Source organism: Saccharopolyspora sp. MMCC62, from assembly GCF_057736575.1.
In genome coordinates this window covers 536,685-549,041 of the sequence record NZ_JBYKCM010000004.1, presented here as the reverse complement: position 1 = coordinate 549,041, position 12,357 = coordinate 536,685, and the positions used below count along the sequence as shown (strand labels likewise).

5 protein-coding genes are annotated in these 12,357 nt (G+C 72.5%); 3 read left to right on the top strand and 2 right to left on the bottom strand.

Going from position 1 to position 12,357, the window contains the following annotated elements; genetic code table 11:
* The first annotated feature begins 84 nt into the window (after positions 1 to 84).
* Positions 85 to 1,167: a DUF418 domain-containing protein gene (locus AC29IT_RS12915; protein WP_488218825.1), complete on the top strand. Its 1,083-nt coding sequence runs from the start codon at positions 85 to 87 to the stop codon at positions 1,165 to 1,167.
* Between the two features lie 391 nt (positions 1,168 to 1,558).
* Here AC29IT_RS12915 and AC29IT_RS12910 read toward each other — a convergent pair whose 3' ends face one another.
* Complete coding sequence (locus AC29IT_RS12910; protein ID WP_488218824.1) at positions 1,559 to 2,233, bottom strand: TetR/AcrR family transcriptional regulator; 675 nt, start codon at positions 2,231 to 2,233, stop codon at positions 1,559 to 1,561.
* A 61-nt stretch (positions 2,234 to 2,294) separates the two neighbouring features.
* Between AC29IT_RS12910 and AC29IT_RS12905 the strand changes: the two genes are divergently transcribed.
* Both AC29IT_RS12905 and AC29IT_RS12900 read left to right on the top strand, forming a co-directional pair.
* On the top strand, positions 2,295 to 3,158 hold the full coding sequence (locus AC29IT_RS12905; RefSeq protein ID WP_488218823.1) for a CPBP family intramembrane glutamic endopeptidase: 864 nt from the start codon (positions 2,295 to 2,297) through the stop codon (positions 3,156 to 3,158).
* Between the two features lie 751 nt (positions 3,159 to 3,909).
* Positions 3,910 to 11,844 (top strand): WXG100-like domain-containing protein, encoded by a 7,935-nt coding sequence (locus AC29IT_RS12900; protein WP_488218822.1) that lies wholly within the window; start codon positions 3,910 to 3,912, stop codon positions 11,842 to 11,844.
* Positions 11,845 to 11,937: 93 nt separating this feature from the next.
* Here AC29IT_RS12900 and AC29IT_RS12895 read toward each other — a convergent pair whose 3' ends face one another.
* Positions 11,938 to 12,345: a DoxX family protein gene (locus AC29IT_RS12895; protein WP_488218821.1), complete on the bottom strand. Its 408-nt coding sequence runs from the start codon at positions 12,343 to 12,345 to the stop codon at positions 11,938 to 11,940.
* Positions 12,346 to 12,357: the final 12 nt, after the last annotated feature.

Here is a 12,357-nt window from a genome sequence, read left to right as displayed (position 1 = left end):
CGGCGCCGCGGATCCCTAACTTGGCTCGGGCCGGGCGGACGACGCGCCCGGTTCCCGGAAACCGAGCCGCGAAGAAGTGATCCGATGCGAGACCGCGCCCCGCACCCCGGCGCCGACCCCTGGTCCGCCACCCGGCGGCTCCCCCGACCGGGCGCGCAGGACACGGTGCCCATCGCCGTCCCGGTGCCCACCGCCGTCCCCGCGCCCGGCGGCTCCTCCGGGCAGCGGGTGACGACGCTCGACGCGCTCCGCGGCTTCGCGCTGTTCGGCATCCTGCTGGTGAACATCCCGCACGTGCTGGGCATGCCGAGCGAGGTCGGCGGCGTCGAGGCGCCGGTGCGGCGCGCGCTGGACCTGTTCGTGCAGTACCGGTTCAACGTGATCTTCGCGCTGCTGTTCGGGATCGGCTTCGGCATCTTCCTGCAGCGCGCCGCCCGCAAGCACCCCCGGCCGCGGCTGCTGCTGGCCCGCCGGCTGGCGGTGCTGTTCCCGCTCGGCGGCCTGCACCAGCTGCTGCACCCCGGCGAATACCTGCTGTTCTACGGCGTGCTCGGAATCGCGCTGCTGCTGCCGCTGAGCTTCGCGCCGCGGTGGGCGGCCCTGCTGGTGGCGCTGCTGATCCCGGTCAGCCCGGTGCCCGGCGCGCTGGTGCTCGGCTACGCCCTCGCCCGCTACGAGATCCCGCAGACGCTGCACGCGCGGCGGAACCAGCTGGTGGTCGTGTTCGCGGTGTCGGCGGCGCTGGCGGTGCCCGCGCTGCTCACCCAGCTCCACGGCCCGCGCGACCTCGGGTTCGCGCTGACCACGGTGCTCGCGGGGCTGTGCCTGGCCGCCGCGTACAGCAGCGGGCTGGCCCTGCTGCTCCGGACCCGGGCCGGGAAGCCGATCGCCGCGGTGCTGGAACCGCTGGGGCGGATGGCGCTGACCAACTACGTGAGCGCGACGCTGCTGATGGTGAGCGCCGGGCGGCTGATCGGGCTGGCGGACTCCACCTCCTGGTGGACGATGCTCGGGTTCGCCGTCGCGGTCATCGCGGTGCAGGCGGTGTGGAGCAGGCTGTGGCTCGCGCACTTCCGCTACGGGCCGTTGGAGTGGGCCTGGCGCTGCCTAACCTGGTGGAACCTGCAACCTATTCGTCTTCGGCAGCCGTCCGCTCCTGCTGCTTAGGACTGAGGTGGCGGAACCTCAGCGGCTTCCTCGCTGCGGGATCGATTTCTCGAGTGGCTCCGCCACACGTGAAATCGCTGTCCTCGCGAGGAAGCCGCTGAGAACCCGCGGCGGTGCCGGTGTCTCAGGTGGTCGGCGGCTCAGCGGCTGTGCCGCTGACAGGAAACCGAGAAGACCCGCCGGGCGAGTCCAGAGACGGGGGGGTCAGCGGTCTTCTCGCTGCGTTTTCACCGGTGGCTCCGCCATAGGCGGAAACGCTGTCCTCGCGAGGAAGCCGCTGAGAACCCGCTGCGGTGCCGGTTGATCAGGTGGTCGCGGCTCAGCGGCTGCGCCGCTGACAAGACTGGGTCGCGGGCGGTGCGGCGCGTGCTGTGGGCGGCTCGCGGCCTGTTCAGCTCGTGGTTCCGGTGGGGGCCAGGCGGGTGCGGATGGCGTCGACCAGCAGGGTCAGCACGTCGTCGAAGGACGGGAGCCAGATGCCGAGCGTCTCCGGCGTGCCCACCGCGGCGGCGTAGTCCTCCGCGGGCGCGTTCGACAACCCGCGCGCGACGACGGCGGTCGTGGCCGCGCCGAGGACCTGCTGCGAGAGGGCGGTGGCGGCGATCATCCGGTCCTGCTCCGCTCCGCCGGATTCCTCCAGCGCGCTGATGATCCGCCCGGCCAGCGCCATCGCGTTCGGCCCGATCAGCGGCCGCGTGCCCGCGAACCCGGCGGCCCACGGGTGCGCCGCGAACGCGTCGTAGTACTGCTTCGCGACCCGGAACACCACGTCGTCCCAGGGCACGTCCGCGCCGGGGAGATCGTTCGCGGGCCCGGCCAGCACGTGGTCGAGCGCCAGGTCGATGAGGTCTTCGCGGCGCTGCACGTACCAGTAGAGGCTCGTCGCGTGCACGTCCAGCTCCGCCGCGACCTTGCGCATGGTCAGCGCGCCCGCCCCGTTCCGGTCGAGCAGCGCGACGCTCGCGGTGACGATGCGCTCCCTGCTGAGCGGTGACTCGGTGCGGCGCTTGCGCTGCGGGCGGTAGAAGACGCTGTCCACGTGCGGTTCCGGAGGTGTGTCGGGCATAGGTCCAGCATAATCGAGACATACGTTGTAGGAGAACTCTCCTACAGTGTATGGTTCCGGCATGATCACCGACGCGCCCCAGCGGCAGCTCCCCTCCGACTCCGGCGACCTGGCCCGCACCAGGACCCTCCCGGCCCGCGGCCTCGCCGCCTACTTCCTCCTCGCCTTCGGCCTCTCCTGGTCGATCTGGTTCGCGAGCAAGCTGGCCCCCGGCGTGGACCCGATGGCCTTCGTGGTCGCCGGCAGCTTCGGCCCGGCGGCCGCGTCGGTGATCGTCACGGCGGCGACGCAGGGCAAGGCGGGCGTCGGCGCGATGTTCCGGCGGTACTCCCCGCTGCGGCGCGGTGGCGTCCTGCCCTACCTGCTCGCGCTGGTCCCCGGTCTGTTCATCATGATCTCCGGGATGTTCCACCTGCTGCTGCGCGGCGGGCAGATCGACGACACCGCGCTGCAGGCCGCGCTGCTCAGCGCCCCCACCACGTTCCTGTTCATCGCCCTGGTCGGCGGCGGCAACGAAGAGCTCGGCTGGCGCGGTTACGCCCTCCCCCGGCTCCAGTCCGCGCTGTCGCCGTTCGCCTCCAACGTGGTGCTCGGCATCATCTGGGCCGTGTGGCACGCGCCGCTGTGGGAGATCCAGGGCACCTCGCAGGCGGGCATGTCCATCCCGATCTACGTGATGCTGGTGGTCGTCCTCTGCATCGCGATGGGCAACGTCTGGAACTTCTCGCGGGGCAGCCTGCTCGCAGTGGTGATCGCGCACGCCGGCATCAACACCGCCTCCGGACTCAAGGTCGCGGCGTTCGGCTCGGAGGGCGAGGTCGACGCGCTGATCGCGATGACCGTGCTGTGCCTGATCATGCTGGCCGCCACCAAGGGCCGCCTCGGCCTGCCCCGCCGCGAGCGGAGCGAGCAGCCGGAGTCCTGATCCGCCGACCACCCGCACCGAGCCGCAGGCACCGCCGATCCGGGCGATACCTGCGGCTCGCACACGTCCGACCTCGGTGCGTAATCCTCCATACCGCCGTTCGGCCCAATGTGTTCATGATCACGATGCGCTGCGCGCAATGGCCCAGCCCCGAATCCGTTCAGCCGAGGTCTTCCGCCGAATCCCTGAATCAGCGGAGCACGAATCAACCGGCCGATTGATTGTTATCGCAATCAGCGACAGCCATCCCCCTGATCGGCCGTTTCGCATCGGATCCGCATCCATTATTTTCGAAACCAGACGGTTCACGACCAATCTGCGCTCGGCCGGAAAGGCGAGGATCGGTGGACCGTTCGCGACCTGGATGAGCCACTCCGGATCGGCGAGATGGCCGAATGCGCATTGATCCTTCCGGAAGAACGCATACGACCGCGCACCGCGCGAGAAGACCGCCGATCCGTGCCCGCGCAACATTCCGGACCGGCACGCCAGCGCCGATGATCGGCCGAAAACGTCCGCTGAACTGGCACTTCTCCGCGCGCCCCGATTATTCCAGCACCGCAGGCCACCTTGGCCATCCCTCAGAACGGATGCCCCTCCGGTTAGGTAGCGTGGCCGTCGCCTCCTTCGACATGAAGTTCCGCGGGAACAGCCCGACGAGGCCGCGCCACCGTTGCGCGGCCCCATTCGTCGTGCCCGATCTCATTCACCCGGCTCATTCGAACGTAGTGCAGTCATCAACTCGATTCACATGATTGGTGCGACAGCGTTGAGCGGGCGTTACGAGACCACGGAACTGCCGGACCGGCTGCAGAAGTTCTTCAAGATCACCCTCGGAATGGAGTGGCCCGAGGGCAGCGAAGGCGGCCTCCAAGCACTGCACGACGCGCTGAGCAAGTACGCCGAACGGGCCGAGGAGACCCGGCAGCGGCTGACCGCGGCGGGCGGCGACATCGCCACCTCGATGCGCGGCGAGACCGCTGATTCCACGGTGGACTACGTCTCGAACAAGCTGCCCGGCTACCTGGAGGAGCAGGTCGCGGTCGCCTCGGACCTCGCGAGCAAGGCCAGGGACGCGGCCGCCGACATCCAGAAGAACAAGATCCTCTTCGTGGCGATGACCGCGATGACGCTGGCCACCGTCATCTCGCTGATCGCCTCGTTGTTCGGCGCGTTCATGGTCCCCGCGGTGCTCGCCGCCGCGCGGGTGGGCATCACCGCGCTGCTGCGGGAACTGATCAAGCAGATCGCGCAGAACATCGTCAAGCAGCTCGCGCGCGTCCCGCAGGCCATCAAGGCCGGTGGCTGGCAGGCCGGGGCCAAGGCCGCGGGCTCCCAGGCCTGGCAGCTCGGCAAGTACCCCGCGGCGGGCGCCGCGATCGGCGCCGGGGTGATGGGCGGGCTCGACGCGAGCATCCAGGGCATCCAGAAGGCCACCGGCTACCGCGACAACATCAACACCGAGTCCATCAAGGGCATGATGATCGGTGGCGCGATCGGCGGCGCCGCCTCCGGTGCCGCCGCCGGAGCGGTGCGCGGCATCGCGAAGAGCGTCGACGACGTCATCACGGGCATGAACAAGAACATCGCCCAGGCCAACAAGCTCCGCGGCCCGAGCGACCAGCTGCCCGAGAAGACCCTCACCCGCGGGCAGATGGCGTTCGGGCGCTTCGCCGACGGCGCGGCGCAGATCGTCTCCGTCGCGGGCAGCAACCCGCTCGTCTACCTGGCCAGCGGGGACAAGGGCGGCGTCGCCTCCGACGGCATGTTCGGGGCGTTCGCCCGCGGCGGCCTCGGCGGCGGCAAGAACACCGGGGGCGGCACCACCTCCCCCGGTGCCGTCGACGGGCCCGGCACGCTGCAGATCCCCGGGCCCGAGGCGCTGGAGATCCCCGGACCGGCGGACACCGGGAAGTCCACATCGGACGCCAAGGGCGGCGCGGAGCGGACCGGCGACGACGGGACCGGCGCCGGGGACCGGAAGAGCGGCGGCGTGGAGACGGCCGCGAACGGCCCGGCCTCCAGCGCGGACGTGAAGTCCGGTTCGGCCATCGACTCCGGTGCGGATGTGAAGTCCGAGTCGGCCGTCGACGCCGGTGCGGGCGAGAAGACCGGTGCGAACGCGGACTCCGGTTCGGGGGCGAAGACGGGCGCGGACTCGTACTCCGGCGCGGATGCGAAGACCGGTGCGGACGCGCGCTCCGACGCGGGCGTGCAGACCGGGGCGGACGCGGATTCCGGGGCGAACTCGGGTGCGGCGGCGCACGCCGGTGCGAACTCGGGTGCGGCGGCGAACTCCGCGGTGAGCTCCGGTGCGCCCACGAATTCCGGTGTCGGCGGAAGTTCCGGTGTCGGCGGGAACGCCGGCATCGGCGGGAACGCCGGCATCGGCGGGAACGCCGGCATCGGCGGAAATTCCGGCATCGGGGGGAACTCCGGCACGACGACGTCCGGCGGCACGGTGTCCGACGGGACCGCCGGGCGCGGCTCGGACACGAACTCCGATGCGGGCACCACCGCAGGCGACCGCAAGGGCGGTGTGGTGGGCACCGGCGGCGCGGACCGCTCCGCGACGACCGACGTCGCCCCGCCGTCCTACGCGACGGTCCTGGCGGAACCGCCGTCCTACGAAACGGTCCTGCACCAGGACGCGGCCCGCGCGGGCGCGGAGGCCGGGACCACCGGCGGCGACTCGGCGGTCGTCCAGGACGGCTCGTCCCGCATCGTCGGCACCGGCGGCGCGGAGCTCGGCACGCTCTTCGCGCAGCCCGGCGACTTCGGGACCGAGTCGCGGGGGCTCGACGGCGACGCGAGCACCGGCGGCTCCCGTTCCGGCGAGGCCCCGGTCGGCACCGAGCAGGGCGGGGCGGCGCGCTCCACCGAGGCGAGCGGCCCGGCGGTCGGCACCACCGCGCAGGTCCAGCCCGCGGCCACCGGGAACCACTCGACGGGCGCCGACTCCGGGGCCGGGCGCTCCGACGGCGCGGCCCGCGGCGGGGCCGCATCCGGCGGGACGCGCGGCGCAGCCGACAGCGCACCCGCCGCGACCGCGCAGAGCTCGCCCACCCGGGCGGCCGGCGGCGCGCCGCGCACCGAATCCACCGGCCTCGGCGACGCCCCGGCTCGCGCCGCGCAGACCGGCGGCGAGAGCTCGCCGTCCTTCGCGCAGACCGCCGAACCCGCCCGGCACGCGACCGACGACGGCCGCACCACCGGCGCGGACCTCGACCAGGCCGCGGACCGGCCGGACACCACCTCGCGCGAAGCGCAGACCGTCGCGCACGACGCCGGACCGGCGCGCGCGGACGAGCAGGCGGCCCGCACCGATCTCCAGCAGGACGGCGGGTCCGCTCCCAACCGCGCGGAATCGGACCAGCACCGATCGTCCGAAACCCGCGCCGATTCCGGCGGCCGCACCGACGCCCCGGCGCACCCTGAAGGCCAGTCACGCCCCGAAGGCCAGTCCCGGACCGAGACCGAGTCGCGCGCCGGGACCGAGTCGCGCGCCGAGGCGCAGTCCCGGCCCGAACCCGGGTCGCGGACCGAGGCCCAGTCCCGGCCCGAGGCCGAATCGCGCGGCGACTCCCGGCCCGAGGCCGAAGCGCGGTCCCGCACCACCCCGGAAACCCGCGCCACCGAGCCGAGCTCGACGCGGGAAGCGCAGTCCCGCCCCGAGTCCGACACCCGCGCCGAGCCGGAGAACCGGGCGACCGCAGAGGACCGAGCCGTCCCCGAATCTCGCGCGACACCGGAAACCCGCACCACGCCGGAGAACCAGGCGACGCCGGAAAGCCGCGTCACGCTGGAAGAGCGGGCGACGCCGGAAACCCGCACCACCCCCGAAGACCAGGCCGCGTCCGAGAACCGCGCCGCACCGGATTCCGGCCCGGCCCGCGACGGCGACGGCACGCCGGACTCCCCGTTCGCCGCCCACCCCGCGGCCCCGGCGGCCCGGCAGGCCGTGCCCGCGGCGACCAGGTCCGACGTACCGGCCGCACAGCCGGACGCGGCCCGCCCGGACACGAACGGTCGTCCCGACGCCACCAGGCCGGACACCACCGGCCGCCACGGCACCAACGCCCGCCCGGACGCGACCGTCCGACCCGACGCCGCAGCTCGCCCCGACGCCACCGCCAGGCCGGACACCACGTCGGGCAGGCCGAACACCGGGAACCGGAGCACGCAGGGCGAAGCCGCGCCCCAGCAGGACGGCCGCACCGTCCCCGCCCGGAGCAGCGACGGCCCGGCCCGCGGCGGCGAACGCCCCGCCGCCCGCCCGGCGCGGCCGTCGACGGAGAACACCACCACCCCGGCCCGTCCCGGCCCGGACGAGGTGACCGCCCCGGAACAGCACGCCACCGCCCGCCAGGACGCGGACGGCGGGGAGCACACCGGACCGGCCGTCAGGCCGGACGGACGCCCGGCGGAGCTCACCGAACTGCAAGTGGCCATGGTGGGCAAGAGGATGCGCGAACTCACCGAGCGGACGGTCTCGGAAGAGGAGGTCCGGGCCGCGTACCGGGAGTGGCTGCCGCTGCGGCGACCGGTGCGGAACACGGACCGGCTCGCGTACGAGCTGTCCCACTACGCCGTGTCGGGCGAGCTCCCGGGCCTGAACGGCGGCGCGATGGGGCTGGAAGGCGAGCTGCACAACATCGGCGTCTCGCTGCCGCGCGGCTACACCACGAACGACTTCGAGGTGATCGTGGACGCCCCGGAGTTCTCCATCGTGCTGGACGACGGCCACAGCGGCCCGGTGCTGGAGATCGTTTCCAAGCCGTTCGCGGTGGTGGACGGGGATGTGGGACGGCCGTCGGCGGCGCAGGTGCACACGGCGGTCCAGGACGCGGTGCGCAGGTTGCGGAACGCGCGGGACCGCACCCGGTTGGAGCGGATCTTCGACGACGACCGGTTCGACGTGGACCCGGACGCGGGCGAGTTCCCGATCCGCAAGTACAGCCAGCACAACCAGGACCAGGTCTACGCGCACTACTCGGCGGGCGTGCCGATGGCGGGCCTGCCCCGCTTCATGGGCTACATCAGCGACACGATGCGCACCGGCGGGTTCAACAGCGCGGCGCGGCAGCAGCTGCGGGACGGCATGAGCCTGGCGCGCCGGATCAGCAACGAGGCTGCCGACGCGAACGGCTTCTCCCGGTTCGAGCGCAAGGAGCTCGAAGGGTTCCTGGCCCTCACCTACACGCAGTTCGCGGCCATCGCCGAACGGCACTACGCCGGAACAGGCATGGGGAAGAACTACGCCGCCCTCAACTCCCGGGTCGAGATGTGGGACGTCCGGCGTTCGCTGAGCCAGAACGTCCGGCAGTACCTGGACGGGGCGTCGCGCGACCTGTCCACCCGGTTCGCGGGGAACTTCCGCAGCGGGGTGGTCAACGCGAATCCGGGCACGGCCCTGCTGCAGGAGCGGGTGCCGCCGCGGGTGCGGAACGCGCGCTCCTCCGGGCGGACGCTGGGCGACTACCTCGACGGGGCGTTCTCGTCGCGCCCGGTGCACCGCGTCAGCCAGTACGAGGCGCTGGTCATCCGGACGACGATGGGCATGGACCACAACTACGTCAGCGGCGTCCCCATGCTCGACCCGCCCGCGCTGGTGGCGGAACTGCGGGTGCAGGGCAGTTCGCGCGAGTCGCCGAACGGGCTGCAGCGGACCGCCGAGGACATCGCGCACCACGTCCGGTCCAGCTACCGGGAGGCGCAGGCGCTGCGGGAACAGGGCACCGGGGGCAACAGCCCCACCGGCAGCGGCGGGTCCGGTGGCCGCGGGAACGGCGGCGGCTACGGCGGCTACGACACTTCAGCGGTGCCGAGCACCGCCGGCTACGGCAACGGGTACGACGCCGGGTACGGCACTCCCGCGCCACCTCCCCCGGCACCGAGCACCGCCGGCTACGGCGGCGGGTACGACGCCGGCTACGGCACTCCCGCGCCGGCTCCCGCGAACCCGAGCAACTACGGCTTCGGGGCGTACAGCGGCCGGTACGTCGGGCAGGACTACTACAGCGCTCCGCAGCCGACGCCGAGCACCTACAGCCAGGCCCCCATCACCACGCCGTCCTACCAGGAGCCCGCCCACCAGAGCTCGCACCGCAGGCGCCGCCGCCACCACCGGGACACCTACTACGACGAGACCCCGGCCGCCTACCCGAGCTCGTCGCACACCGTGTACGAATCCAGCTACGGGCAGCCCGCGATCGCGCCGAACCCGTACCGGAGCACCTCCGGCTACTACGGTGACGACGGCTACTACTACCCGTCGGCTCCGGCTCGCCCCGAGAACGAACCGGGCGGCGGCACCGGACCCCACCGTCGGGACGACCGGTCCCCGTTCGCGGTGGACCCCCGCGAGTGGGAGAACTTCCGCCACTCGATCCCGGCGGTCGAACGCGGGCGCACCGCGGGCATCCACCACGCGGAGCTGGCGGCCTTCCGCGATCCCGACGTGGACCTGCGCTCCGCGCTCGACGACGTGGCGGCGCGCCGGAACGAACCGCGCGCACCCGTCCTCGACTCCCGGTTCCAGGTGCGCCGGATGAACCACGACGGCGATCAGGTCGCCGAGGTGACGTTGCGGGTGTCGCTGTCCGCGGGACGGGACGCCACCCCGGGCGATCTGAACGCGGCGTGGTCGTCGGCGGTCGACGGCATCCACGACGTGGTGAACCGGCCGGGCGCGAAGTTCCGCACCGGTCCCGTCGGGGACCGGCTGTTCGTCCGGCTGGAGCAGGTGGAGCCGGGCCGGGACGCGGACGTGTCCGTGGTCGTCGGCGAGGGCCACCGCGGGCTGAGCAACGCCCGGCAGTGGCGATCCGACATCAGGCCGCGAGAAGCCGCGCACGAGATCATGCACGCGCTGGGCATTCCGGACGAGCACAACGAGGGCCACGGACCGCAGGTGCAGCTCGACGTCCCGGGCTCGCTGATGGGCGACTTCTACTCCCCCGCGGAGCACGGGACCACCGCGGAAGGGCTGTCCCAGGGCGGCCTCCGCCCTCGTTACCTGGACCTGCTGGGCGCCGCCATCGGCGACGACGTCCCCACCACCACGTTCCGGAACGACGTCCCCGCCCCGGAGAGCACCCCGGCACCCGGCGGCACGCCGGACGCCCCACGGCCGAACCCGGACGACGCGTCACCCGCGGCGAACCGGGACGACGACGGATCCACGCGAGACCGGGACGACGAGTCCGCACCGGACCGGGACGACGAGGGGTCCGCACGGCATCGGGACGACGACGGATCCACCCGAGACCGGAGTGACGACGAGTCCGCACCGCGCCGGGACAACGACGGCTCGGCGCGAAACCGGGACGACGAGGGCCCCGCACCGCGCCGGGACGACGACGGATCCACGCGAGACCGGAATGACGACGGTTCCGCACCGCGCCGGGACGACGAGGACGAGCCCGCGGCACCGCAACCCTCCATGCCCCGACGCCGAGCCGCACCGGTGATGCTGCAAGGGCGCTTCCGGACCGAAGACGGCACCCCGGCCACCGTCGACTTCGCGCCGGAAGCCGTCCAACGGCGCATCCTGGGCGACGAGAACGGCAACCCGATCGGCGTCGCCTTCCCCACCCTGGGCGGCGATGCGGACATGTTCCGGGCGTTCACCAGGAACTGGAACGGCCGGGTGACGCGCACGCTCCCCGGGGAGATGAGCCTCGCCCCCGGCCCAGTCAACCGCGACGGCTCCCAGGTGCGGCCGCCGTGGCGGCGGGACACCGACCGGCGCGACCGCCCGCGCACGCCCACCTTCATCTTCATCCACACGAACAACGAGCGGTACGGCATCACCATCCCCATCAACGGCGTCGACACCGTCATCAGCGTCAGCCAGGACACCGTCGCCTACCTGCTGGACAAGACCCCGGAATTCCAATACATCATGGAGCGCAACGAGAAATCACCACTCGTGTTCGCCGCCTGCGACGCCGGGAACGCGGAGAACTCCACCCGGATCGTCAGCGGACTCCGATCGGGATACTCCGCCGGGCACAACCTGAGCCGCCGCTACGACAACTCCCTCTACTTCGGGTTCAACGAAGTCACCGTCACCCGCACCGGCTACATCGGCGTCGCCGAGAACGGCGGATGGCTCCGCTACGACCGCGGCTCGACGGCACCGCGGATGGACGCGGACACGATCTACACCCCGCAGCAGGTGAGCAACATCAACCGGAACGAGTCGGCGGCGAACGTCCCGCCGGACAACACGCCGACCACGCTCCCGGACTACGGCAACAGCTACGGCAACTCGGCGGTCGGCAGCGGCTACGGCCGCGACTACTCGGGCAGCACGACCCGGCAGGTGCCACTCCCGCCGGTGACCCCCGACTGGGACTGGTCCGGGCCATCGCAGACCAGTTCGAGCCAGGACTACTACGCCACGTCGTCCTACCCGAGCACGTCGTCCTACCCCAGCACGTCGTCCTACCCCAGCACGTCGTCCTACTCCAGCACGTACACCGGGGGCCAAGGCGACTACTACTACGACAACTCCATGGCGAGCAGCTCCACGGCGCCTGCCCCGGACCCGTACAACTCCAGCTACGGCCTCCCGGCCGTGGCACCGAACCCGTACCGGGAACAGGCCCCATACCAGGAACAGCCCCCGTACGACGGCTACGACTCCCACGGCCGCGGCTACTACTACCGCCGCCGCTGACGGCCGCCCACCGCTCGGCGATCGGCGGCGATCGCCGAGCGGTACCGGCCCGGCCGGTTCCGGCGGAGCGGGAACTCGTCGCCCGCCCGCGGCTCAGCGGCGGCGGACGCCCCGGACCAGCGCCGCGGTGTCGTGCCTGCGGGACCAGGCGACGACGCACACCAGGACGAGGGTGATCGCCGGGATGGCGACCAGCTGCGGGTCCTGGATCGCGGTCAGGCCCGTCGCCCCGAGCATGAGGGGCACCTGGCAGACCGAGGCGAGCCCGCACAGGCGCGGCACGAGCAGCGCGATCGCCCCGGCGAATTCGAGCCAGCCGACGACGACCATGCCCGGGATGCCGATCCCGACCAGGTCGAACGGGTCGACGGCGATCGGGTTCCCCAGCATCTTCGGCAGTGCGATCAGCGCGAACACGACGGCCAGCAGCACCTGCAGCACCCACAGGGCGGCGGTGGCGGCGGCGGGCCGGTTCCGGGTGGCGGGCGAGGTCGTGGTCATGGCGTTTCCGTT

What these genes read in the sequence shown, in the direction of transcription:
- AC29IT_RS12915 (WP_488218825.1), top strand. Translation starts at nt 85, where the DNA reads ATGCGAGACCGCGCCCCGCACCCCGGCGCCGACCCCTGGTCCGCCACC.
- AC29IT_RS12910 (WP_488218824.1), bottom strand. Translation starts at nt 2,233, where the DNA reads ATGCCCGACACACCTCCGGAACCGCACGTGGACAGCGTCTTCTACCGC.
- AC29IT_RS12905 (WP_488218823.1), top strand. Translation starts at nt 2,295, where the DNA reads ATGATCACCGACGCGCCCCAGCGGCAGCTCCCCTCCGACTCCGGCGAC.
- AC29IT_RS12900 (WP_488218822.1), top strand. Translation starts at nt 3,910, where the DNA reads ATGATTGGTGCGACAGCGTTGAGCGGGCGTTACGAGACCACGGAACTG.
- AC29IT_RS12895 (WP_488218821.1), bottom strand. Translation starts at nt 12,345, where the DNA reads ATGACCACGACCTCGCCCGCCACCCGGAACCGGCCCGCCGCCGCCACC.